The following is a 24,896-nucleotide window of genomic DNA, read 5'->3' as shown; positions in this document are numbered from 1 at the left end:
CCTGATCGTGCGCTTCAGGCCTTGGCCTTGGCGGACTTGGCCTTGGCGACGGCGGCCGTTGCTTCTTGCTGGGCACCCTTCTCGGTCAGGGCGCGGCGGTACTCGGTCGGGAAGACCTTGACGAACTTGGCGCGCGAAGCGGCCCAGTTGTCCAGAATCTCGCGGGCCCGCAGCGAGCCGGTCCAGCGGTGATGGTCTTCAACCAGTTTGCGCAGCAGGGCCTCGTCGGCCTGATCCTTGTGCATCGGGATGCCGGCGGCGGCCTGCTCTTCCACGGTCAGCACCTTGTCCAGCGAGACCTGGGCGGTGTTGACGCGGGAGGCGAACTGGCCGTCTTCGTCGTAGACGTAGGCCACACCACCGGACATGCCGGCAGCGAAGTTACGACCGGTCTTGCCCAGCACCACCACGGTGCCGCCGGTCATGTATTCGCAACCGTGGTCCCCCGTGCCCTCGACCACCGCCGTGGCACCCGACAGACGCACGCCGAAACGCTCGCCGCCGACACCGCGGAAGAAGGCCTCACCGCTGGTGGCACCGTACAGCACGGTGTTGCCCACGATGATGTTGTCGGTGGCGTTGCCGCGGAACTCGATGCTCGGACGCACGATCACGCGGCCACCAGACAGACCCTTGCCGGTGTAGTCGTTCGCTTCACCGATCAGGTACAGCGTGATGCCCTTGGCCAGGAAGGCGCCGAAGGACTGGCCGCCCGTGCCTTCCATCTGGATGAACACGGTGTCGTCAGGCAGGCCATCGGGGTGATGCTTGATCAGCTCGCCCGACAGCATGGCGCCGACGGTGCGGTTGACGTTCTTGGCCGCCTCCATGAACTTGACGGCTTCGCCTCGCTCAATGGCGGGCTTGGCCTTCTCGATCAGGCGCACATCCAGCGCCTTGTCCAGACCGTGGTCTTGCGTGCTGACATGCAGGCGCGGCACATCGGCGGGCACCGGCGGCAGTGCGAACACGCGGCTGAAGTCCAGGCCCTGGGCCTTCCAGTGTTCGATGCCCTTGCGGGTGTCGAGCAGGTCGGCACGGCCGATCAGCTCGTCGAACTTGCGGATCCCCAACTGGGCCATGATCTGGCGCGCTTCTTCGGCGACGAAGAAGAAGTAGTTCACGACGTGCTCGGGCTTGCCGGAGAACTTCTGGCGCAGGACCGGGTCTTGCGTGGCCACACCCACCGGGCAGGTGTTCAGGTGGCACTTGCGCATCATGATGCAGCCTTCGACGACCAACGGTGCGGTCGCGAAGCCGAATTCGTCAGCGCCCAGCAGGCCGCCGATGACCACGTCACGGCCGGTCTTGATCTGACCGTCGGTCTGCACGCGCACACGGCCACGCAGGCGGTTCAGCACCAGGGTCTGCTGGGTTTCAGCCAGACCCAGCTCCCACGGCGTACCGCAGTGCTTGATGGACGACCAGGGCGAGGCGCCCGTGCCGCCGTCGTGACCAGCGATCACGATGTGGTCGGCCTTGGCCTTGGCCACGCCGGTCGCCACCGTGCCGACGCCCACTTCGGACACCAGCTTGACCGACACGTCGGCCTTGGGGTTCACGTTCTTCAGATCGTGGATCAGCTGAGCCAGGTCTTCGATCGAGTAGATGTCGTGGTGCGGCGGGGGCGAGATCAGGCCCACACCCGGCACGGAGTGACGCAGCTTGCCGATGTACTCGGAGACCTTGCCACCAGGCAGCTGACCGCCTTCACCGGGCTTGGCGCCCTGGGCCATCTTGATCTGGATCTGGTCGGCGGACACCAGGTACTCGGTGGTCACACCGAAGCGACCCGAGGCCACCTGCTTGATCTTCGAGCGCAGGCTGTCGCCGTCTTGCATCTCGTAGTCGGCTTCGACGCGCGAAGAGCCAATCACGTCCGACACCTTGGTGCCCTTGACGATCTTGATGCCCTTGAGCTCGTTGCGATAACGGTTCTCGTCTTCGCCGCCTTCACCGGTGTTCGACTTGCCGCCGATGCGGTTCATGGCCAGGGCCAGGGTCGAGTGGGCTTCGGTGGAGATCGAGCCCAGCGACATGGCGCCGGTGGCGAAACGCTTGACGATTTCCGAGGCGGGTTCGACTTCCTCGACCGGGATGGCCTTGGCCGGATCGATCTTGAACTCGAACAGGCCACGCAGGGTCAGGTGGCGCTTGCTCTGGTCGTTGATGATCTGAGCGTATTCCTTGTAGGTGTCGAACTTGCCCGAGCGCGTGGAGTGCTGCAGCTTGGCGATCGCGTCCGGCGTCCACATGTGCTCTTCACCGCGGGCACGCCAGGCGTATTCACCACCGGTTTCCAGCATGTTGGCCAGCACGGGGTCGGTACCGAACGCGGCCTTGTGGTTGCGGATGGCTTCTTCGGCCACTTCGAACACGCCGATGCCGCCGACTTGCGTGGGAGTCCCACGGAAGTACTTGTCGATCAGCTCCTTGTTCAGACCGATGGCTTCGAAGATCTGGGCGCCGCAGTACGACATGTACGTGCTGATGCCCATCTTGGACATGATCTTCGAGAGACCCTTGCCGATGGCCTTGGTGTAGTTGTAGATCGCCTTGTCGGCCGACAGGTCGCCCGGCAGGTCCTTGGCCATGTCGACCAGGGTTTCCATGGCGAGGTAGGGGTGCACGGCTTCGGCACCGTAGCCGGCCAGCACGGCGAAGTGGTGCACTTCGCGGGCGGTACCGGTTTCCACGACCAGACCGGTCGAGGTGCGCAGACCCTTGCGGACCAGGTGATGGTGGATGGCAGACAGGGCCAGCAGCGCCGGAATGGCGATGTTGGCGCGGTCCATCTTGCGGTCGGTGATGATCAGGATGTTGTGACCGGACTGGATGGCTTCCACGGCTTCGGCGCACAGCGAGGCCAGGCGCGCTTCGACACCTTCATGACCCCAGGCGGCCGGATAGGTGATGTCCACCTCGTAGGGCTTGAACTTGCCACCGGTGTGCTTTTCGATGTTGCGCAGGCGCGCCATGTCGTTGAAGTCCAGCACAGGCTGCGAGACTTCCAGACGCATCGGCGGGTTCACGGCGTTGATGTCGAGCAGGTTGGGCTTGGGGCCCACAAAGGACACCAGCGACATCACGACCGCTTCGCGGATCGGGTCGATGGGCGGGTTGGTCACCTGGGCGAACAACTGCTTGAAGTAGTTGTACAGCGGCTTGTTCTTGTCCGACAGCACGGCCAGGGGCGAGTCGTTGCCCATGGAGCCAGTGGCTTCTTCGCCGTTGGTGGCCATCGGGGCCATCAGGAACTTGATGTCTTCCTGTGTGAAACCGAAGGCTTGCTGACGGTCGAGCAGCGTTTCGCTGAACTCGCCGACCCCACCGGCCACGTCGATGCTGCCCAGCTTGATGCGGACGTTCTCGATCCATTGGCGATAGGGCTTGGCCGAGGCGTACTGGGCCTTGAGCTCTTCGTCCTCGATGATGCGACCTTGTTCAAAGTCGATCAGGAACATCTTGCCCGGCTGCAGACGCCATTTCTTGACGATCTTGTTTTCGGGGATGGGCAGGACGCCGGACTCGGAGGCCAGCACCACCAGGTCGTCATCGGTGATGATGAAACGGGCGGGGCGCAGGCCGTTGCGGTCCAGCGTGGCGCCGATCTGGCGGCCGTCGGTGAAGACCATGGCGGCGGGGCCGTCCCACGGCTCCATCATGGCGGCGTGGTACTCATAGAAGGCGCGGCGGCGCTCGTCCATGGTGCTGTGCTGTTCCCAGGCTTCCGGGATCATCATCATCGCGGCCTGCGCCAGCGGGTAGCCGGACATCGTCAGCAGTTCGAGCGCGTTGTCGAACGTGGCGGTGTCGGACTGACCGTCCAGGCTGATCGGGTACAGCTTCTTGAGGTCGTCGCCCAGCACGGGGGACTTCATCACGCCTTCGCGAGCGCGCATCCAGTTGAAGTTGCCCTTGACGGTGTTGATTTCACCGTTGTGGGCCACCATGCGGTACGGGTGAGCCAGAGGCCACTCGGGGAAGGTGTTGGTCGAGAAGCGCTGGTGCACCAGAGCCAGAGCCGAGACCACGCGCTCGTCGCGCAGGTCGAGGTAGTACTTGCCCACCTGGTCGGCCAGCAGCAGACCCTTGTAGATGATGGTACGGCACGACATGCTGGGCACGTAGTACTCGTGGCTGTGCGTCAGGTTCAGGCTCTGGATCTTGCTGGAAGCCGTCTTGCGGATGACGTAGAGCTTGCGCTCCAGGGCATCGGGCACCAGGATGTCGTGGCCGCGGCCGATGAAGACCTGACGGATGACCGGCTCTTTGGCGCGCACCGTGGGCGACATGGGCATGTCGCGGTCGACCGGCACATCACGCCAGCCCAGCAGCACCTGGCCTTCGGCCTTGATGGCGCGCTCGAGCTCTTGCTCACAAGCCTGACGCGAAGCGCTTTCCTTGGGCAGGAAGATCATGCCGACGCCGTACTCGCCGGGCGGAGGCAGCTCGACACCCTGCTTGGCCATCTCGGCGCGGTAGAACTCGTCGGGAATCTGGATCAGCAGACCGGCACCGTCCCCCATCAGCGGGTCGGCACCCACGGCACCACGGTGGTCGATGTTTTCCAGGATCTTCAGCCCCTGCTGCACGATGTGGTGCGCCTTCAGACCCTTGATGTGAGCGACGAAGCCCACGCCGCACGCGTCGTGCTCGGCATTGGCGTACATGCCCAGTTCGGCTGCGGCTTTGATTTCCTGCGCGGTGGCCACGGAAGTGGCGGCTGCGTCAGACACGGGGAGGACAGGGAACGAGGTTCCCGAAGTCGCCTGGGTCATGGGGGGCGCTCCAGAGTAAGTGTGGAAAAACAACGCGGTGAACGGCGAGGATACTCTGGTTTCCCCCGGGCTTCAAGAATTTATAAATGGGGTCAGACCATTAATAATGAGGCGCACATCTTTGGTGCATCAACAATTGGGGCCAGATCAATTCTGACCGACCTGAGCCCCTTTGCGGGGACGGCCGCGGGGGCGCGGCGCCAGGCGGCGCCCGGCAGCGGCTTCGACGACCGGCAGCGCGTCCGGCGGCAGCAAGGCCCAGCCCTTGTGCATGGCCTCGGCCAAGGTGCGCACCTGCTGCGCCGACAGCCCCTCTTCCAGGCGCCGCCGCCACGCCAACTCCCGCTCAAAGGGCGTGTTACCCAGGGACCAGAACACTGCCGGGTCACTGACCAAGGGGTCGGAACAACGCCCGAGGTGATGGCGGACGCTGGACCATGCATCGTCTACCACCGGGGAGACGCCGCCCGCGCGTTGGCCGTGGGTCTCCACCCAGACCATGGCATCGAGCAAATACTGCGCCGGATCCAGCACCGTGGCGCGGTAACGCCCGGCCCACAATCCCCCCCGCCGGCCGTGGCGGCGGTTGTAGGCGCTGACATAACGACGCCCCACCGCTTGCATGAACAGGCTCAGCGAGGTGCCCTGCTCGGGCGTGAGCAACAGGTGAAAGTGATCGGGGGCCAGGCAATAGGCATGGATGCTGACGCCGCAGGCGCGCGCCGCCTCGCGCAGCGCCTGGTACAGCAGGGCGCGATCCACATCGTCACGGGCCAGCAACTGGCCATCGTGGACGCGCTGCACCACGAGATGCGGCCAAGCCGCCACTTCCAGTCTGGGCAATCGGGCCATGATGTCTTTCAAATAATTGATCCGACCCTGATTATGCGATGCAGGCACCACTCCGGTGCACCAGCAGTCCACACACACGTCAGCCTGCGTCCCCCATGCCAACTCAAGTTCGCCGCGCCCCCGCCGATATGTTGAGAACGAGGGTTTTGCCTGCTGGGCAGACCCCTGTCGGTCCGTTTCGCCGGCGCATGCGCGGGCACAGAACGGTTAGGATGCCAAGCAACACACGCGCGCGCCACCACCTCCATGATTGTTCTCATTGGTTACCTCCTCTGCCTGGGCTGCATCTTTGGCGCCTTCATCATCCACGGAGGCAACATCTCGGTGATCCTGCACGCCATGCCCACCGAAATGATGGCCATCGGCGGCGGGGCCATCGGTGCCTTTCTGGTGAACAACCAGCCCAAGGTGATCAAGGCCGTACTGGGCAATTTCGGGCCGCTGCTCAAGGGGTCGAAGTACACCAAGGACCGCTACATGGAGCTCATGGCCATGCTCTATGAGATCCTGCAGAAGGTGCGCAAGGAGGGCCTGATGTCCATCGAAAAGGATGTCGATGACCCCGAGAACTCTCCCCTGTTCAAGAAATACCCGATCGTCGGCAGCGACCACCACGTCATCGAATTTGTCACCGACTACCTGCGCATGATGGTCTCGGGCAACCTCAACTCGCACGAGATCGAGGCCCTGATGGACAACGAGATCGAAACCCACCACAACGAGGGTCACCAGCCCGTGGCAGCCATCGCGCGCCTCGCCGGCGCCCTGCCCGCTTTCGGCATCGTCGCCGCCGTGCTGGGGGTGGTCAACACCATGGGTTCGGTAGGGCAGCCGCCAGCCGTGCTGGGGGCCATGATCGGCTCGGCCCTGGTGGGCACGTTCCTGGGGATTTTGCTGGCCTACGGTGTGGTTGAGCCGATTGGTGGCCTGATGGAGCAAAAGCTCGACGAGGCCACCAAGGAGTTGCAGGTCATCAAGACCGTGCTGCTGGCCAGCATGCAGGGCTATGCGCCGCAGGTTGCCATCGAGTTCGGGCGCAAGGTGCTCTTCTCGACCGAGCGGCCCAGCTTCGTCGAGCTCGAAGCCCACGTGAAGAAGAAGTAAGCCATGGCCGGTGATTCGAAGAAGGTCCAGCCGATCATCATCAAGCGCGTCAAGAAGGGCGGCCATGTCGCCCATGGCGGCGCCTGGAAGATCGCTTACGCCGACTTCGTGACGGCCATGATGGCCTTCTTCCTCCTGATGTGGCTGCTCGGCTCCACCACCGAGGGCGACCGCAAAGGCATCGCCGACTACTTCAGCAACCCGGTCAAGGTCTCGATGATGGGCGGCTCGGGTGCTGGTGATGCCACCTCCATCATCCAGGGCGGTGGCAACAGCCTGACCGAGACCACCGGCCAGCAGAACAAGGGCCGCTCCGAAACGGTGGACGAGAAACTGCGCCAGAAAGCCCTGAAGGCGGAGCAGATGCGTGCGGAGCAGGCGCGCCTCAACGCCCTCAAGGCCCGGGTGCAAGAGGTGATCGCCAACGACAGCCGACTGTCGAAATACCAGTCCCAGTTGCGACTGGACCTGACGGCCGAGGGCCTGCGCATCCAGATCGTCGACGACCAGAACCGGCCAATGTTCGCCAGTGGCTCGGAGACGGTGGAAGGCTATATGCGCGACGTGCTGCGCGCCATCGGCTTTGTGCTGGCCGATGTCCCCAACCGCCTGACGATCGAGGGGCACACCGACGCCAAGCCCTTTGTGGGCGGCGAGGCCGGCTACAGCAACTGGGAGCTGTCGGCCGACCGCGCCAACGCCTCCCGTCGCGAGCTGATCAGCGGTGGACTCAAGGGCGATCGGGTGCTGCGCGTCCAGGGTCTGGCCGCCAGCATGCTGTTCGACGCCCAGAACCCGGAAAGCCCCTTGAACCGCCGCATCAGCATCATCGTGATGAACCGCGAGGCCGAAGAGCGCTTCTACGAGGCCGCGCGCACGGCCTCGGGCACCCCCACAAGTGCCGAAGACGAGACAGAAGCCACACCTGACGGGCCCATTCCCTCCGGCAACGGCGCGCCGAACCGATAAACTCTTCTCCCGAAGGCATCCGCAGAGAGATGCCGGCGTTTGACACAAGGACGAGCCATGAGCAACCCCGCCGATTTCAAGTTTCTGATCGTGGACGATTTCTCGACCATGCGCCGCATCGTCCGCGGCTTGCTCAAGGAAAGCGGATACGTCAATGCCGACGAAGCCGAAGACGGCGTGGTCGCGCTGAACATGCTCAAGAACAACAAGTTCGACTTCGTGGTCAGCGACATCAACATGCCCAACATGAATGGCTTCGAGTTGCTCAAGGCCATCAAGGCCGATGACGCGCTCAAGCACATCCCGGTGCTGATGGTGACGGCCGAAGCGCGCAAGGAAGACATCGTGCTGGCCGCCCAGACGGGTGCCGCCGGCTACATCGTCAAGCCCTTCACCAAGGCCACGCTGGAAGAAAAAGTCCAGAAGATCCTGCAAAAGATGGCCACCACGGCTTGAGGGAGCGCCACGTGCAGACCATTGACTTGCCCGACAACATGACGATGCCCGCGGCATCGCCCGAGATCTTCCAGCAACTGGGCACCCTGACCCGCCAGTTGCACGACACGCTGAACATGCTGGGCGTGCTGCCCAACCTGAAGAACACGGTGGACAACCTGCCGGACGCGCGCAGCCGCCTGAACTACATCGCCACCAAGACCGCCGACGCCGCCGAGAAGGTGCTCAACCTGGTGGACACGGCCAAGGCCGACCAGGAACACATTGCCCAGGAAACGCGCAAGCTGGCGCAGCTGATCACGGCCGACCCGGTGAAGGCGGTGGCCAGCGGGGCGGTGTTCAACTTCGTGCAGGATGTCGAGGTCACGACCCGACGGGTGGACGCCCACCTCACCGACATCATGATGGCGCAGGACTTCCATGACCTGACCGGCCAGGTGGTGGCCAAGGTCGTGAACCTGGCCAACGACCTGGAGACGCAGCTGGTCAAGCTGCTGGTGCAGGCCGCGCCGCCCGAGCAGGCCCACAAGGTGGAAGCCGCGCTGACGCACAGCCACGAGCCCGCAGGCGAGCCCAAGCTCGACGGCCCGGTCGTCAACGCCGAAGGGCGCACCGATGTGGTGGCCAACCAGAGCGAGGTCGACGACCTGCTGGCCAGCCTGGGTTTCTGACCCGCCCCGGGGACGCCCTCAGTGGCAGTCCCCCATGGCTTCGCGCACCGCCGTCACCTGACGGCGTGACACCGCCAGCCAGACTTGGGTGGGCATGATCTGCACGGCCCAGGTTTCGCCGCCCTCTTCGTCCTCCCCGTCGGGACGGCGCTGCAGCGCCTTCATGGCGCGACGGGCCACCAGCGCGTTGCGGTGCACCCGGATGAAGCGCTCCCCCACACGGGACTCCAGCTCGGTCAGCGACTCACCCACCGGATGCACTTCCGTGGCGGTGTGCAGTGTCACGGCCTTTTGCTCGGCCTTGAAATACAACACGTCGGCCATCGGGATGCGCAGCAGGCGCCCCCGGTCATGCACCACGATCACGTCCGCATCGAGCGCCTGCAGGCGCGGCTGCGCCTGGCGCCAGCGCTGCACACGCGCCAGCGAGGCCTGCAGACGCTCCAGCCTCACGGGCTTGGTGAGGTAGTCAAGCGCGGCCACGTCGAAGGCGCGCACCGCATGCTCGGCATGCGCGGTCACAAACACCACGGCCGGGGGGTCGCGCAGCTCGCGCAGGCGGGCGGCCAGCACCATGCCGTCCAGCCCGGGCATCTGGATGTCCAGCAGGATCATGTCCGGCCCCTGCCCCACGGCGTCCTGCTCGCGCAACCACAGCAAGGCCGACACCGATTCGCCGAACTCGCCGACCACCTCGCACGCCGGCTCGGTCTGCGCCAGCAGCGTGCGCAAGCGCACTCGCGCCAGGGGTTCGTCATCGATCAGGGCCACGGTCAGCGTCGTCATGCGGAGGCTTTCTCGGGCAAGGGCACCCTCACCCTGACTTCGTAGAGGGCAGGCTCGCCCGGTATGGCAGCGGGCTTGAGGCCCGCCGCAAAACCCAGTTGCACATCGTGCATCAGTCGCAGGCGCTGGCGCACATTGCGCAAGGCCATGCCGTGCCCTGGCGCAAACGGCAAGGCGCCTTGCTGGGGCACGCTGTTGCGCACTGTGAGCACCAGGTGGCCGGCCTGCGCCTGCGTCTGCACCGAGACCCAGCCACCCTCGGCACTGGGCTCCACGCCATGGCGCACGGCGTTCTCGACCAGGGGCTGCAGGATCAGGGGCGGCAAGACGGTGGCATCGGCCGCCGGGTCAAGCTGCCAGTGCACCCGCAGGCGCTCGCCAAAGCGCAGCTGTTCGATGTCCAGGTAGCGGCGCGACAGCGCGATCTCGTCGGCCAGGGTGCTGCGCCCCTGCGGTGCCGCCAGGGCCTGACGGAAAAGCTCGGCCAGGTCCTCCAGCACCCGCTCGGCGCGCGGCGGATCGACCTGCACCAGCGCGATGGCGGTGTTGAGCGTGTTGAACAGGAAATGCGGCCGGATGCGCGCCTGCAACTCGGCCAGTCGCGCCGCCGCATGGGCCGGCAACACGCTGCGAGCACGGTGCTTCAACCAGGCCAGGCAAGCGGCGCCCATCAAGCCCCCCGTCAAGCCGGCCGGCACCTGCGGCCAGCCCCACTGCACCGGCTGGTCGGTCAGCACCTGCGCCAGCCAGGCCAGCTCCCATTGGGCCAGCACCGCGACCCCGGCCCCCAGGCCAGTGGCAAACAGCCACTGCACGCTCTCACGGGCGCGCCGCAACGGGCGCCGTGCGGCACAGGCCAGCACCAGCCACAGCAAGCTGGCCGGCAAGGTGGCCACCGTGGTCTGCGACCAGCGGTTGAAGGCTTCCGCCGCATCGGGCGCCGGAAAGGCGAGCGCCAGCGCCATCACAAGCTGCACCGTCAGCACGACGCGCAGCACCACGCCGACGTGGCAAACGTCGAAGACCGAAGGGGGTTGAGACGTCGGACTGGCGCCCGAGGCTGCAGGCTCATTAAAATCCATGGTTTGCACATTCTGCGCCAAGCGCGCGCTGCCGGATCCCCTCATGAGCACCAACCAACTCGACAAGAAGTCCCAGGCCTGGTCAGCCCTGTTTTCCGAGCCGATGAGCGAGCTGGTCAAGCGCTACACCGCCAGCGTGTTCTTCGACAAGCGCCTGTGGGCCGCCGACATCCAGGGCTCGCTGGCCCACGCCGACATGCTGGCTGCGCAAGGCCTGATCTCGGCAGATGATCTGGCATCGATCCAGAAGGGCATGGCCCAGATCCGCGCCGAGATCGAAGGCGGCACCTTCGAGTGGAAGCTCGACCTGGAAGACGTGCACCTGAACATCGAGGCGCGCCTGACCCAGCTGGTGGGCGACGCCGGCAAGCGCCTGCACACGGGCCGCTCGCGCAACGACCAGGTCGCCACCGACGTGCGCCTGTGGCTGCGCGGCGAGATCGACGAGATCGGTGTGCTGCTGACCGAGCTGCAAAAGGCCCTGGTGGACGTGGCCGAACAGAATGCCGACGTGATCCTGCCGGGCTTCACCCACCTGCAGGTGGCCCAGCCCGTCGCCTTTGGTCACCACCTGCTGGCTTATGTGGAGATGTTCGCGCGTGACGCCGAGCGCATGATCGACCTGCGCAAGCGCGTCAACCGTTTGCCGCTGGGCTCGGCCGCGCTGGCCGGCACGAGCTACCCGCTCGACCGTGAGCGCGTGGCCCGCACCCTGGGCTTCGAGGCCGTGTGCCAGAACAGCCTGGACGGTGTCTCCGACCGCGACTTCGCCATCGAGTTCACCGCCGCCGCCTCGCTGCTGATGGTGCACGTTTCGCGCCTGAGCGAAGAGCTGATCCTGTGGATGAGCCAGTCCTTCGGCTTCATCGACCTGGCCGACCGCTTCTGCACCGGCTCGTCGATCATGCCGCAGAAAAAGAACCCTGACGTGCCCGAACTGGCGCGCGGCAAGACCGGCCGCGTGGTCGGTCACCTGATGGGTCTGATCACCCTGATGAAGGGCCAGCCCCTGGCCTACAACAAGGACAACCAGGAAGACAAGGAGCCGCTGTTCGACACGGTGGACACCTTGAAGGACACGCTGCGCATCTTCGCCGAGATGGCCGCTGGCATCACCGTCAAGCCCGAAGCGATGGAGCGCGCAGCCAAGAAGGGCTACGCCACTGCCACCGACCTGGCCGACTACCTGGTCAAGAAGGGCCTGCCCTTCCGCGATGCCCACGAGGTGGTGGCCCACGCGGTGAAGGACGCCATTGCCGCCGGCGTGGACCTGTCGGAGTTGCCGCTGGAGAAACTGAAGGCCTACAACCCGGCCATCGAGCAGGATGTGTACGAGGTGCTGAGCCTGCGCGGCTCGCTCAACGCCCGCAACATCCTGGGCGGCACAGCGCCCGAGCAGGTGCGTGCCCAGGTGGCCCGCCACCGCGCACGGCTGGCCTGACTGATCGCCAGAAACATCACGGGCGATGCCGACTCCCGCATACGGGGGTCCGGTATCGCCCGATTTCTTTGAGCCAGCTCAAACTTAGCCCCGCACGGCCCGGCTACCCTCGCCGCCGTGTTGGATGTTGGCCGATGGGCCATACGAGGGAGTACCCATGTCAAGTTTCACCTGGTCGCCGGAGATGTCTCTGGACATGCCCGCCTTGGACACCCTGCACACCGAGTGCACCGATCTGATCGCTACCGTGCTCGATGCCAGCGATGACGCCCTGCTGGCTCAGTGGGACCGGCTCATCGCGCACACCGCCGAACACTTCGCCCAGGAAGACCGCTGGATGCAGGCCACCGGCTTCGCGCCGAACAATTGCCACAGCTCGCAGCACGCCACGGTGCTGCAGATCATGCGGGAAGGCGCCGAGAAAGGCGCCCAGGGCGACCTGGCCATCGTGCGCCAGATGGCGCATGAGCTGACCGTCTGGCTGCCACATCACATCGATGCGATGGATGCGGGCCTGGCCCAGCACCTTAGCGAGGTGGGCTACGACACGGTCACTGGCCACATCGGCAAGCCGGAGATGCTGCCCCAGAACACGGTGAGCAGCTGCAGCGTCGAGCCCTGCAACTCACACGGCTAGCGCCCAGCGGACGCTCAGATCAACTCACAAGGTTGACAACCAGGCCGCCAGCGCTTGGAGTTCGGCCTCACTCATCCCCAGCTTTTGAATGTGTGGCGACTTGCGGGGCACATAGGGGTCATTGGGGGCCCCAGTGACTGTGCCCATGCCGTTGTTGTACATGCGCAGGGTACCAATCAGCGTCGGGAAGATGCCGTTGTGCATGTAAGGCGCGGCTTGGCTCACGCCTCGCAAAGATGGTGTCTTGAACTGGCCCAGGTGAGCCTTGTCACGCGTCACTTCAAAACGTCCCAGGTCCTGATTGCGACGCCCGTAGAAGGACAGGCCCAGGTCATGAAACTGGAAGTCCGTCATCAAGGGACCGCTGTGGCAGTTCATGCAACGCGCTTTGGTCCGAAACAGGTGCAAGCCCAGCACCTCCTTATCGGAGAGGGCCTGGGACTGGCCTTTCAGGAAATCATCGAAGCGCGACGGCTCAGGCCGAATCGTGCGCACGAAGCTGGCCAAGGCCTTGGCCACATCTTCTGAACGGGGCTCACGAGCACCGAAAGCGGCTTCGTACATCAGCCGATAGTCAGGCAGCTTGCGCAGGCTGGCCGTCACCTGGTCGAGCGAGTGGTTGAGCTCGAAGGTGTTGCCGATCGGCATGAGCACCTGTTGCTCCAGCGTGGCCGCGCGACCATCCCAGAACAGACCGCGGGACGCAAACGGTGCGGCGAACAAGGTCTGGCTGCGGCGGCGCCCCTGCATGCGCTCATCGCCCACGGCCAGCGCCTTGCCATCGGTGAAGGCCTTGGCAGGTTGATGACAGGTCACACAGGCGGCCTCACCCTTGCGCGAAATGCGGGTGTCGAAGAACAACTTTCGGCCCAGGTCCACCTTGGCTGGCGTCAAAGGGTTGTCTGCGGGTTCGGGCGCCTGAGCAGGCACAAGAGCCAGCTCCTGCCAGCTCACGCCAGCGTCGATGGCAGGAGCTGGCCAAGTGGCCGGGGGCCCAGCGTAGAGCTGGCGCAGGCAAGCGTGTTGCCATTGCCTCTCCGAGGACTGACACAACAAACCTTCCGCCGTGGCCGCACTCACCGGAGCGACCGTCACCAGCCCCCCTACCACTGCCGTCCCCACCCACGCCGCACGTGTGGTGGCACATCGCCACGCTCGCAGGCCCATTTCACTCAGGTATCGCCACATGCTGCCCACGCTCAAAACTGGTAGCCTACCCGCACCCAGAGTTGGCGGCCTTTTTCGTAGTCGGCGGTATCCGCGCTGGCCTCAATCAGGTTGCGACGATCCAACAGGTTCTCGAGGGTCAAACTGACATACGCAGACTGCCCCGCCACCGTCGGCACGGTGTAGTTGACACGCATGTCCCAGGTCATGGCCTTGCTGAAAGTGGTCTTTTCCCACACCTCCACCGGAGTCCCCTCATACGTGGCCGTCTTGCCGCTTACTTTGGCGACTTTTTCGTAGCTGTCACGCAGACGCAGCACATTGTCCACTGTCAGCCCCCACCGTGGCACGCTGGTGGACAGCATCAAACGGGCCGTCCACGGGCGGTTGTAGTTGTTGGCCGGACGGTCCACGTAGCGGATGAACTGTCCCTCGTAGAAGATGTATGTGTCCGGCTTGTAAGTCAGATTGAAGCTGCCCAGGTCGTAGCTCGGGTGAGAGGTGGTCGTGTCCGTGAAGTCGACTGCGGCGCTCACATGCGTCTGCGTGCCCACCCAGGATACCGGCCGCTGGGTCGCAGCACTCAGGGTCAGGATGGTCGAGTCCGTCTTCCCGACGTTGTCCCACCAGTAATTGCCGGCACTGCGCAAACGCAAGGCCACTTCATCGCGACTCTGACGCACCACGTACTTCGCCGACCACAGCGCGTGGAAGGCCGACTGGCTGATGCCCAGCACCTGCTCATCGGTGTGCGGCGTTTTCAGCTCGCCTTCGTTATACATGGTGGCGGTGGCACCGAACACCGGCGTCGGCCAGTCGGTCAGCTTGCCCCCCACCAGATTGCGTACCTGCGATCCACTTTGCAAGGACAGGCGCCCTTTGTAACTGTTGTAGATGTGAAAATTGCGCCCGTGATAACGGTTCATCCCCACTTCCACTTGCGTGCGACCGTTGCCCAGCACATCCCAGAACGCAGCCAGACGAGGCGACCAGCTGTCTTGTGGTGACAACTGGTCATGCTCATAGCGCAGACCGGCGCGCAGTCGCACACGTTCGCGACTCAGTTCATCTTGAAGGAAAAACGCATAGCTCTCGTTCTTGACATCGAACTCGCCTGCTTTGTAAACGCTCCGGCTCTTGAGGTACTGTCCCGTCCATGTCGGCTTCACGGAAGGCGTCGACAACGAGCAGGTTTCAGTGTCGGTGCCACCACTTGCCAGCGCGCAGGTGGTGGTCGCCGTTCCCGCCGTGTACATGGTGTACGGCGTCAGACGACGATAGGTGTAGTCCATGCGTTCATACTCGAGCCCACTCTGGAGTGCATGTCGCCAGCCAAGGGCCTGGAAGGCTCGCCATTCGCCCTTGAGCTGGTAGCCCAGCTTCTTCTCCACCTGTTCAACGTCCCCATAGCCGCCTTCATACGCATAGCCTGTGCCTGTGGTCGCCCCCCAGCTTTTGTCGGATGACGTGAACCAATTTTTCGAGCTGTCGGCGTCGGCATCCCGCGACCCCTCGGCCTGCGTTGCCGTGAGGCGATGGTTCAGCGTCAATGTGTCACCCAGGGGATGGCTGACCCCGACGTTGAGGCCCGTGCCCCCCTGACGGTTCTCGTAGTAAGAGTTGCGCGCGTTCTCGATGAAGCCACGTGATGACGAAGGCGCATGTGTCACAGCGGCGTCCACATGGACGTCGGCCACCGGGTTCCAGAATGCCTTGAGGTACAGATTGTCAGATTGCCGAGTCTGGGTCTTCGTGTCCCCGCCAGCCTCACCGGTCCGGTTGGCGCTGTAGCCACGCAGCGGGATTTCGGAAGTTTTGCGGATCACGCTGCCAATCAGGCTCAGGCGATCGCTGACCTTGCCCTGCAACGCCAACCGGTATGTCCACTTATCGAACCTGGGTTGCGCCGACTCGGTCGTGGATTCGTCGAAGACTTGCTCTTGCCCTGGTGCGTACTTGTAATGCACCCAACCAGAGTTGGAGTGCTCCACCGACACATCTCCGGCAAACGCCTTGGTTGGAGCACAGGTCTCGGCCGAGATCACGCCCCCGGTGAAGCGCCCGAACTCAGCGCCCACGTTCGCATCGCGCACCGTGATATTGCACAGCAGGCTGGTGTCGATCGCCAAGCCCTGCCCCGGGGAAGATGGCGAGTTTTGCTCCGAGCCCGCTCCAGCCGGATTGATGTCACTGTTGAAGGACATCCCGTCCATCAAGAACAGGTTGTCGTAATACTTGGCGCCGTTGATGCTGATGTCCGCGGGGGCGATTTCCCCCAGGGTCGAGGTGCGAAGTTGAGAGGAGCCGAACTGCACGTTCGGGTGGGTCACCAGCAAGCTGGTGATGTCGCCATTGCCCCCAGGCGTCCCATCAATCACCTTTTTATTGAGCACCGTGGTCCCCAACGATTCCGGTCGGGCTTGTACGCTCACCGTGGGCAACTCCGATGTCACACCATCCCCGGCCGCCAGGGCCAACCGCTGGTCACGCGGCGGGGTGTCGGCGCCCACTGCGGCTGTCGAGGACTGGGCGGCCACCGCCGTGTGCAGTGTCAGCATGACGACGGCAACCGAAATCGGGGAGAGACAGAAGGAAGCCAAACTGGCGCTGGAAGAGGCAAACATCACAACAAACGCAAACAATAGTTATTCTCATTTGCATTCATTGTGACACAACCCGCAACGAAAAAGGGCCACTCTTGCATGCGCAGAGGGTGGCCCTTTTGTGGGGATGTCAACTCACTCAGGCATCAGACAGCACCGCACGGCGCTCCCGCACCGCCTGCTCGATCCCTTCGGCATCCAGCCCGCACAGCGCCAGCAGCTTGACCGGGTCGCCGTGCTCGACGAACTCATCGGGCAGGCCCAGCATCATCAGGGGTGTGTTCACACCCGCTGCCGACAAGGCCTCGGCGACGGCGCTGCCCGCGCCACCTTGCACACAGCCCTCTTCCACCGTCACCAGCAGGTCGTGGCTGCCCGCCATCTCCAGCAGCAGTTCGGTGTCGAGCGGCTTGACAAAACGCATGTTGACAACGCTTGCGTCCAGCGCCTCGCCGGCCTGCAGTGCCGGGTACAGCAAGGTGCCAAAGGCCAGGATGGCAACACGCTTGCCAGCCACCGGCGCGTGCACCTGACGGCGCACCTCGGCCTTGCCCCAGGGCAGCGGTGTGAGGTCGGTCGGCACCGGCACCCCGGCGCCTGCGCCACGCGGGTAGCGCACGCACACCGGGTGGTTTTGCGCGTGCGCGGCGCTCAAGGCCTGACGGCATTCGGCCTCATCGGCCGGCGCGATCATGCTCATGTTCGGGATGCAGCGCACGAAGGCGATGTCGAAGGCGCCCATGTGGGTCGCACCATCGGCGCCGACGATGCCGGCGCGGTCGAGCGCGAACACCATGGGCAGGTTCTGCAGGGCCACGTCGTGGATCATCTGGTCGTAGCCACGCTGCAGGAAGGTGGAGTAGATCGCCACCACGGGCTTGAGCCCTTCACAGGCCAGGCCGGCGGCAAAGGTCACCGCGTGCTGCTCGGCAATGCCCACGTCGAAGTAACGCGAGGGGAACTTCTTGTGGAACTCGACCATGCCCGAGCCCTCGCGCATGGCCGGGGTGATGGCCACCAGACGGGGGTCATGGGTGGCCATGTCGCACAGCCACTGGCCAAACACCTGCGTGAACGTGGGCTTGGGCGGCGTGGCGGGCGCGACTTTCACCAGGCCCACGGCTGGATCGAATTTGCCGGGGCCGTGGTAGGCAATCGGATCGGCCTCGGCCAGCTTGTAGCCATAGCCCTTCTTGGTCACCACATGCAGGAACTGCGGGCCACCGCGGTCACGCAGGTTCTCCAGCGTCGGGATCAGCGAGTCCAGGTCGTGCCCGTCAATCGGGCCGACGTAGTTGAAGCCGAACTCCTCGAAAATGGTGGCGGGCACCACCATGCCCTTGGCGTGCACTTCCAGCTTCTTGGCCAGCTCGAACAGCGGCGGCGCGTGGCGCAGCACTTCTTTGGCGCTTTCGCGCGCGGCGGCGTAGAAGCGCCCCGACATCAGGCGGGCCAGATGGCGGTTGAGCGCGCCCACCGGCGGCGAGATCGACATGTCGTTGTCGTTGAGCACCACCAGCATGTCGGGCATCTTGCCGTCGTGCGGCACGCCGGCGTTGTTCATGGCCTCGAAAGCCATGCCGGCGGTCATCGCGCCGTCGCCAATGATGGCGACCGACTTGCGCTTCTCGCCCTTGAGTTGGGCGCCCAGGGCCATGCCCAGCGCCGCCGAAATCGAGGTGGACGAGTGGGCGGTGCCGAAGGTGTCGTACACGCTCTCGTCGCGACGCGGGAAACCGCTCATGCCGCCGTACTGGCGCAAGGACGGCATGCGGTCACGGCGACCGGTGAGGATCTTGTGCGGATAGGTCTGATGACCCACGTCCCAGACCAGGCGGTCGTCGGGCGTGTGGAACACGTAATGCAATGCGATGGTGAGCTCGACCGTGCCCAGGTTGGACGACAGGTGGCCACCCGTGCGAGAGACGCTGTGGAGCAGAAAGTCCCGTAGTTCGTGGGCCAGTTGCTTGAGCTCGGAACGAGACAGGTGCCGGATGTCGGCGGGCTGGTCGATCCTGGACAGCAGGGGGTAGCTCATGGTGTGCACATCCTCGAAGGATTGTTCGGTGTGAGTCAGTGGTCGCGGTGAACGATGCGCTCGGCCAGGCCCCGCAAGGGGGCCGTGGCGGCGTCGCCCAGACCACTGCGCGTCAGTGCCGCCAGGGCTTCGGTCAGCAGGGTAGCGGCTTCCTGGCGCGCGCCTTCAAGGCCGAGCAGGCGCACATAGGTCGGCTTGTTGGCATCGGCATCCTTGCCTGCCGTCTTGCCCAGGGTCTCCGAGCCCTGAGTCTCGTCCAGCACGTCGTCCACGATCTGGAAGGCCAGACCGATGGCGTGCCCGTAGTCCGTCAAGGCCTGCCAGGCGGGGCTGTCCGCCGCCACGCCACCACAGGCCGCGCCCATCTGCACGCTGGCGCGCAGCAAGGCCCCCGTCTTGCGCTGGTGCATGTCGCGCAAGGTGGCCTCGTCCAGCGACTGGCCGACGTTGGCCAAGTCGATCGCCTGCCCACCAGCCATGCCGGCCTGACCGGACGCGCGGGCCAGCACCCGCACCAGACGCGCCTGCAAGGCGGGCGACATGCCCGCGCCCTCTCCCTCGTCCGGGGTCAGCACTTCAAAAGCCAGCGCCTGCATGGCATCGCCCGCCAGCATGGCCTGCGCCTCGCCAAACTGCACGTGCACCGTGGGCTTGCCACGGCGCAGCACGTCGTTGTCCATGCAGGGCATGTCGTCGTGCACCAGCGAGTAGGCGTGGATCAGTTCCACCGCCGCCGCTGCGCGCAGAGCGGCCTCGGCGCCGATCACGTCTGCACCCGCGCCCGTGGCCTCGGCCGCCGCCTGCACCAGCAGGGCACGCAGGCGCTTGCCGCCATCGAGCACGCCATAGCGCATGGCCTCGCCCAAACCGGCGGGCGCCGACGCGGGCACCCAGTTCGACAAGGCCGTCTCGACACGGCTCAGCACAGCCTCCGACCATGCCTGAAAATCCAGCGCGTTCATTCGGCATCCCAGGACTTGAGTTGCCCGTCTTCCAGCAGCTTGACCTGCTCTTCCACGGCCTGGAGGCGGCCACGGCAGAACTTCAGCAGCTCGGCGCCACGCTGATAGCTGTTCAGCAATTGCTCCAGCGGCAAGGCCCCCGATTCCATCTGCCCCACCAGTTGCTCCAGCTCGGCCAGGGCGGCTTCGTAGGTGGGCGGCACAGAAGACGCTGCCGCGTTGGTGCTGGATGTCGAAGAGGATCTGGCCATGGACTCGCCGGTCGGCGCCGGTTGGGGGCAAACGTGTATTCTATTTCGGACGTGCGGGCCCGGCCTGCCAATCCTGCACGCGGCCGCAGGCCTTTGCCCACACATCGGGGGGCCTGACTGGCACCAGCCCACCCGCGCCGTCTTTGACCTCCCTCAGGGTGCGGACATGGCGCAGATCCCCCGGAAAACCCCCTAGCGGGTACAATCGCCCCCTCCCGCGCTGCCCGACCTGCCGTCCTGCCAACCCCGTTGCCAGCAGGACCAGCCTGATTTTGGCTGTCAGGACGGCCTCGCGGACCTTTCGCCCCCTGGCACCGCCAGGGATGTTTCAAGCCTCGGATCGCCTTTGTTTGCTGGCACCGAGGTGGGTTGACATTGGTTTTTGGAGATCCTGGGGATCATGTCTGACCTGAGTCCTGCGCTCAACGCCCTTCACCGCAGCCGCACGCAGCTGCCCGTGTCCGTCTATTTCGACGAATCACTGTACAAGGAGGAGCTTGCACGCATCTTTCAGTCCGGTCCTCGCTACCTGGGCCACGCCTTGAGCGTGCCCGAGGTGGGCGACTATCATGCACTGGCTCAGGAAGGCGAAGGCCGCGCGCTCGTGCGCACCCCCGAGGGCATCGAGCTGATCTCCAACGTCTGCCGCCACCGGCAGGCCGTCATGCTCAAGGGCCGCGGCAACAGCCGGCACAACATCGTGTGCCCGCTGCACCGCTGGACCTACAGCCACAAGGGCGAGCTGATCGGTGCGCCGCACTTCGATCATGACCCCTGCCTGAACCTGAACAACTACAAGATCCGCAACTGGAACGGCCTGCTGTTCGAGGACAACGGCCGCGACATCGCCGCCGACCTCGCCGGCATCGATGCCCGCTTCAAACCCGGTGGCGATCTGGACTTCAGTGGCTTTGTGCTCGACCGGGTGGAACTGCACGAGTGCAACTACAACTGGAAGACCTTCATCGAGGTCTATCTGGAGGACTACCACGTCGGCCCCTTCCACCCCGGACTGGGCAACTTCGTGACCTGCGACGACCTGCGCTGGGACATGGCCAAGGAGTACTCGGTGCAAACCGTGGGCGTGGCCAGCACCTTCGACAAGCCGGGCTCGGACGTCTACAAGAAGTGGCACGACGTGGTCATGCGCTACCGCAACGGCGAAAAGCCCACGCAAGGCGCCGTGTGGCTGACCTACTACCCCACGATGATGGTGGAGTGGTACCCGCACGTGCTGGTCGTATCCAACATGTACCCGCAAGGCCCGCAGAAGACCCTCAACGTGGTGGAGTTCTACTACCCCGAAGAGATCGCGGCCTTCGAGCGCGAGTTCGTCGAAGCCCAGCAGGCCGCCTACATGGAGACCTGCATCGAGGACGACGAGATCGCGGAGCGCATGGACGCCGGCCGCAAGGCCCTGTTCGAGCGCGGCGACAACGAAGTCGGCCCTTACCAAAGCCCGATGGAAGACGGCATGCAGCACTTCCACGAGTGGTACCGACGCGCGATGGACTTCAAGGACTGAAGCCTGCTGTACTGACCCAAGCCGCCTTCGGGCGGCTTTTTCCTTCACCACGATGCCTCCACGCGCCTCCCCTTACGTCCAGATGGTGCTGGCCACCTTGCTGTTCGCCGCCATGGGGGTGTGCGTCAAGTTCGCCTCGCACGACTTCGGCACCGCCGCCGTCGTGAGCGCGCGCGGCACCGTGGGCGCCGTGATCATGCTGATCGTGGCCCGCACCACCGCCACCAGCCTGCGCACCCGCGTGCCCATGCTGCATGTGCGCCGCGGCCTGGCCGGCGTGTTCGCCCTGTCGATGTGGTTCTACAGCATGGCCCAGTTGCCGCTGGCGACCTCGGTCACGCTGAACTACATGTCCTCGGTGTGGATGGCCGTGTTCCTGCTCGTGCAGGCGACCTTTCTGGGTGGCCCCCGCATCGATCGCCGCCTGATCGCGGCCATCGCGGTGGGCTTTGGCGGTGTGGCCCTGGTGCTGCACCCCACCTTGAACCAGGACCAGATCTGGGCGGGCCTCATCGGTCTGGCGTCCGGCATGCTGTCGGCCACGGCTTACCTGCAGGTGACCGCGCTGGGCCGCGCGGGCGAGCCGGAGGTCCGCGTGGTGTTTTACTTCTCGCTGATGGGTTCGGTGCTGGGCGCCTTGTTCTGGCTGCTGCCCGGCCAGGTCAACCCGACCCCGCTGTCTGACATCCCGCCTCGCTCCTGGCTGGCCCTGTTCGGCGTGGGCGCCTTTGCCACCATCGCGCAACTGCTGATGACGCGGGCCTATGCGCGCGGCAGCACCCTGGTCAATGCCAACCTGCAGTATCTGGGCATCGTCCATGCCGGGCTGCTGGGCACCGTGCTGTTTGGCGAAACCCTGGGGCTGGATGCGCTGCTGGGCATGGCCCTCATCGTGGGTTCGGGCATGGTGGCCGCCCGGCTCAAACCGGCAGGCAAGCCCAGCGCCACGTCACCCCAAGCCGCCGACAAGCCCTGAGCCACCGGGATGGCAAAGCCAGCCAGGGCGGCTCTCCATCAGCGCGCCACCGCTGCGCGAACGGCCCGCCTTCAGTGATCGTCGTGGTCGTGATGCGCCCCCGACGCCGCGTCGGCATGGGGCGCCGCCTCATGGGCATGCCCTGCGTGCTCATGCTCATGCGAGCCGTGGAGCACGCTGACGATGCTGCCAATCAACAGCAAGCCTGCGCCCATCCACACGATCTGCATGACGGTGTCCCGCCCGCTCAGGCGTTTTTGCAACTGCGGGATCAGGTCGGCCACCGCCACGTACACAAAGCTGCTGGCCGCCACCACCATCATGTAAGGCAGGTACTCTTGCCACGGACCAATGAGGAAGTAGCCCAGCACCCCACCGGCCACGGCCGCCAGGCCTGACAGGGCGTTGTAAGCAAGCGCCCGCATGCGAGAAAAACCGGCGTTGATCAGCACTATGTAGTCGCCCACCTCCTGCGGGATCTCGTGCGCGATGATGGCCAGCGCCGTGACGATGCCCAGTTGCGGATCGGCCAGGAACGCCGCCGCAATCAGCACGCCATCGCAGAAGTTGTGGATGCTGTCACCCACCAGCACGCTCCAGCCACCGCGCCCCGCCTGTTCGGCATCGAAACCATGGTGGTGATCGTGATGGTCGTGCTCATGGTGGTGACCATGTCGATAGAGCTCCGCCTTCTCCAGCAAGAAGAAAAACAGCAAGCCCCCCAGCAGCGTGAGAAACAGAGCCTGTGGCGGCACGCCCGAGCCAAACGCCTCGGGCAGCACGTGCAACAAGGCCGTCCCCAGCAGCACGCCGGTCGACAGGCTCACGAGGTGGCGAACAATCAAGCCCAGCAGGGGCGCAGACAGTGCCGCAGCGAGCAGCACCGAGATCAGACCGCCCAGAAAGGTGGCGGTCACGATGTAAGTCAAGGTCATGAGAACATCTTATCAATGCTGTCAACAGGCTTTGATGCACTGCAGCGATCCGCCCGACAAAGCAGCGACAATATCGTCCATGGACAAGATGCTGACCGCCAAGACGAGCAAAGCCCCCGCCACCAGCCTGGAGCAGAGCCGTTACCCCGACCTGCTGGCTGCCATCGACATGGGCTCCAACAGCTTCCGACTCGAAATTGGCCAGCTGGTCAAGGGTCGCTACAAGCGCATCGAGTACCTCAAGGAAACGGTGCGGCTGGGCGGCGGACTCGACAGCCACGGCATGCTGACCGAAGAGGCCACCCAACGCGGGCTGTCCTGCCTGGCCGGCTTTGCTCAGCGTCTCAAAGGCTTCGCCCCCTGGCAGGTGCGCGCCGTCGCCACCCAGACCTTGCGCGAAGCCCGCAACCGCGACGCCTTCCTGCAGCGCGCCGACCGCGTGCTCGGGCACCGCATCGAGGTGATCGCCGGCCGCGAGGAAGCGCGCCTGATCTACCTGGGTGTGTCGCGGCTGCAGCCCAGCGAGCTGCCGCGCCTGGTCATCGACATCGGTGGGCGCTCCACCGAGATGATCCTGGGCCACGGTCGCACCCCGATCCGCAAGGAGTCCTTCGGCATCGGCAGCGTGAGCCTGTCGATGCAGCACTTCCCGCAGGGCCAGTACACCGCCGAGAACTTCCGCGCCGCCCAAATCGCGGCCGGCGCCGAGCTGGAGGAAGCGCTCACCCTGTTCGAGCGCCAGCACTGGCAGGAGGCCCTGGGTTCGTCCGGCACAGTGGGGGCGGTGTCGCAGATCCTCGCGGCCAACGGCATCACCGATGGCAGCATCACGCCCGAGGGCCTGCGCTGGTGCATCGAACGCTGCATCGAATCCGGCTCGGCCGAGCTGCTCGCCCTGCCCGGCCACAAATCCGAGCGCAAGCCCGTGCTGGCAGGTGGCCAGTGCATCCTCAACACCCAGGCCTCGCACTTCGACAACGAGGCGCTCAAGCCCGCCAAGGGCGCCCTGCGCCAGGGCGTGATCTTCGACCTGGAAGAGCGGGTCGAGGCGGCGCGCAACCACCGCCTGCTGGACCCGCGTGACACCTCCGTGCGCGAGCTGCAGCAGCGCTTCCGGGTGGACCCGACCCAGGCCCAGCGCGTGCGCCAGCGTGCCCTGAGCCTGTGGCAGGAGCTGGCCGAACCCCTGGCCAGTTCCGATGGCGAACATGCCCGCGAACTGGGCTGGGCCAGTGCCCTGCATGAAATCGGCATGATGGTCTCGCACCATGACCACCACCGCCACAGCGCCTACCTGCTGGGCCATGTGGACGCGTCCAGTTTCTCGCAGTCACAGCTGCGGCGCCTGGCGACGCTGGTGCTGGGTCAGCGTGGTGAGCTGATCAAGCTGGTGGAACATTTCCAGGATCAGGCGCTGATGTCGCAGGTGCTGTGCCTGCGTCTGGCCATCATCCTGCACCACGCCCGCGTCGACCTGCCGCCCCGGGTGGTCAGTCTGCAGCGCGGTCGCGGCAAGATCAAGCTGATGGTCAACAAGCGCTGGTCCGTCCAGCACCCGCGGACCCTGCACCTGCTCGACGAAGAAATGCGCCGCTGGGGCGCGCAAGGGCGCCGTCAGCTGGAAGTGGCCCTGGTGGCCTGAGCCGGGCGTGGGCGGGCG

The 24,896-nt window shown here is 65.1% G+C and carries 19 protein-coding genes; 9 read left to right on the top strand and 10 right to left on the bottom strand.

The genetic code is table 11. From position 1 onward, the window contains the following. Window positions 1-14: 14 nt before the first annotated feature. Both RBT42_RS03970 and RBT42_RS03965 read right to left on the bottom strand, forming a co-directional pair. Window positions 15-4,673: a glutamate synthase-related protein gene (locus RBT42_RS03970; protein WP_320362650.1), complete on the bottom strand. Its 4,659-nt coding sequence runs from the start codon at window positions 4,671-4,673 to the stop codon at window positions 15-17. Window positions 4,674-4,928: 255 nt separating this feature from the next. Continuing rightward, window positions 4,929-5,633, bottom strand: coding sequence for a transposase (locus RBT42_RS03965; protein ID WP_320362563.1), 705 nt, complete (start codon window positions 5,631-5,633; stop codon window positions 4,929-4,931). A 246-nt stretch (window positions 5,634-5,879) separates the two neighbouring features. Here RBT42_RS03965 and motA point away from each other — a divergent pair, with 246 nt between their 5' ends. Genes motA through RBT42_RS03945 form a run of 4 tightly spaced genes read left to right on the top strand, consistent with a single transcriptional unit; the run spans window position 5,880 to window position 8,833 of the window. Continuing rightward, entirely contained in the window at window positions 5,880-6,737 is an 858-nt protein-coding gene (motA, locus tag RBT42_RS03960) for a flagellar motor stator protein MotA (protein ID WP_320362562.1), read from the top strand. 3 nt (window positions 6,738-6,740) lie between these two features. Beyond that, a complete protein-coding gene (gene motB / locus RBT42_RS03955; RefSeq protein WP_320362561.1) occupies window positions 6,741-7,706 on the top strand; it encodes a flagellar motor protein MotB in 966 nt (321 codons plus the stop codon). Window positions 7,707-7,763: 57 nt separating this feature from the next. Beyond that, window positions 7,764-8,162 (top strand): chemotaxis response regulator CheY, encoded by a 399-nt coding sequence (gene cheY, locus RBT42_RS03950; protein WP_320362560.1) that lies wholly within the window; start codon window positions 7,764-7,766, stop codon window positions 8,160-8,162. A gap of 38 nt (window positions 8,163-8,200) precedes the next feature. Continuing rightward, entirely contained in the window at window positions 8,201-8,833 is a 633-nt protein-coding gene (locus RBT42_RS03945; RefSeq protein WP_320362649.1) for a protein phosphatase CheZ, read from the top strand. Between the two features lie 18 nt (window positions 8,834-8,851). Here the strand turns inward: RBT42_RS03945 and RBT42_RS03940 are convergent, their stop codons facing one another. Together RBT42_RS03940 and RBT42_RS03935 are read right to left on the bottom strand one after the other, a co-directional pair. Then, window positions 8,852-9,619 (bottom strand): LytTR family DNA-binding domain-containing protein, encoded by a 768-nt coding sequence (locus tag RBT42_RS03940; protein WP_320362559.1) that lies wholly within the window; start codon window positions 9,617-9,619, stop codon window positions 8,852-8,854. Further along, window positions 9,616-10,701, bottom strand: coding sequence for a sensor histidine kinase (locus RBT42_RS03935; protein WP_320362558.1), 1,086 nt, complete (start codon window positions 10,699-10,701; stop codon window positions 9,616-9,618). The genes RBT42_RS03940 and RBT42_RS03935 overlap by 4 nt, the downstream gene beginning before the upstream one ends. 43 nt (window positions 10,702-10,744) lie before the next feature. On the opposite strand from RBT42_RS03935, the gene argH reads away from it, so the two are divergent. After that, window positions 10,745-12,142, top strand: a complete 1,398-nt coding sequence (argH, locus tag RBT42_RS03930; RefSeq protein ID WP_320362557.1) for an argininosuccinate lyase — start codon at window positions 10,745-10,747, stop codon at window positions 12,140-12,142. A gap of 157 nt (window positions 12,143-12,299) precedes the next feature. Then, window positions 12,300-12,779: a hemerythrin domain-containing protein gene (locus tag RBT42_RS03925; protein ID WP_320362556.1), complete on the top strand. Its 480-nt coding sequence runs from the start codon at window positions 12,300-12,302 to the stop codon at window positions 12,777-12,779. Between the two features lie 24 nt (window positions 12,780-12,803). Here RBT42_RS03925 and RBT42_RS03920 read toward each other — a convergent pair whose 3' ends face one another. From RBT42_RS03920 to RBT42_RS03900, 5 genes are all read right to left on the bottom strand, one after another. After that, window positions 12,804-13,733, bottom strand: coding sequence for a cytochrome-c peroxidase (locus tag RBT42_RS03920; RefSeq protein WP_320362555.1), 930 nt, complete (start codon window positions 13,731-13,733; stop codon window positions 12,804-12,806). Between the two features lie 245 nt (window positions 13,734-13,978). Continuing rightward, window positions 13,979-16,570, bottom strand: a complete 2,592-nt coding sequence (locus RBT42_RS03915) for a TonB-dependent receptor plug domain-containing protein (protein WP_320362554.1) — start codon at window positions 16,568-16,570, stop codon at window positions 13,979-13,981. 118 nt (window positions 16,571-16,688) lie between these two features. Then, complete coding sequence (gene dxs / locus RBT42_RS03910) at window positions 16,689-18,587, bottom strand: 1-deoxy-D-xylulose-5-phosphate synthase (protein WP_320362553.1); 1,899 nt, start codon at window positions 18,585-18,587, stop codon at window positions 16,689-16,691. A gap of 35 nt (window positions 18,588-18,622) precedes the next feature. Continuing rightward, window positions 18,623-19,549: a farnesyl diphosphate synthase gene (locus tag RBT42_RS03905; RefSeq protein WP_320362552.1), complete on the bottom strand. Its 927-nt coding sequence runs from the start codon at window positions 19,547-19,549 to the stop codon at window positions 18,623-18,625. Next, entirely contained in the window at window positions 19,546-19,800 is a 255-nt protein-coding gene (locus RBT42_RS03900) for an exodeoxyribonuclease VII small subunit (RefSeq protein WP_320362551.1), read from the bottom strand. The genes RBT42_RS03905 and RBT42_RS03900 overlap by 4 nt, the downstream gene beginning before the upstream one ends. A gap of 400 nt (window positions 19,801-20,200) precedes the next feature. On the opposite strand from RBT42_RS03900, the gene RBT42_RS03895 reads away from it, so the two are divergent. Both RBT42_RS03895 and RBT42_RS03890 read left to right on the top strand, forming a co-directional pair. Next, window positions 20,201-21,325: an aromatic ring-hydroxylating dioxygenase subunit alpha gene (locus tag RBT42_RS03895; protein ID WP_320362550.1), complete on the top strand. Its 1,125-nt coding sequence runs from the start codon at window positions 20,201-20,203 to the stop codon at window positions 21,323-21,325. Window positions 21,326-21,377: 52 nt separating this feature from the next. Then, window positions 21,378-22,301 (top strand): DMT family transporter, encoded by a 924-nt coding sequence (locus tag RBT42_RS03890; protein WP_320362549.1) that lies wholly within the window; start codon window positions 21,378-21,380, stop codon window positions 22,299-22,301. A gap of 71 nt (window positions 22,302-22,372) precedes the next feature. Here the strand turns inward: RBT42_RS03890 and RBT42_RS03885 are convergent, their stop codons facing one another. Then, on the bottom strand, window positions 22,373-23,236 hold the full coding sequence (locus tag RBT42_RS03885) for a ZIP family metal transporter (RefSeq protein WP_320362548.1): 864 nt from the start codon (window positions 23,234-23,236) through the stop codon (window positions 22,373-22,375). A 79-nt stretch (window positions 23,237-23,315) separates the two neighbouring features. Between RBT42_RS03885 and RBT42_RS03880 the strand changes: the two genes are divergently transcribed. Further along, window positions 23,316-24,878, top strand: a complete 1,563-nt coding sequence (locus RBT42_RS03880; RefSeq protein WP_320362547.1) for a Ppx/GppA phosphatase family protein — start codon at window positions 23,316-23,318, stop codon at window positions 24,876-24,878. Window positions 24,879-24,896 lie beyond the last annotated feature (18 nt).

Origin of the sequence: Aquabacterium sp. (assembly GCF_034003525.1) — a bacterium.
Taxonomy (GTDB): Bacteria; Pseudomonadota; Gammaproteobacteria; order Burkholderiales; family Burkholderiaceae_C; genus Aquabacterium.
Note: the sequence above shows the minus strand (reverse complement) of the source record. Positions and strands in the feature narration are given on the sequence as shown.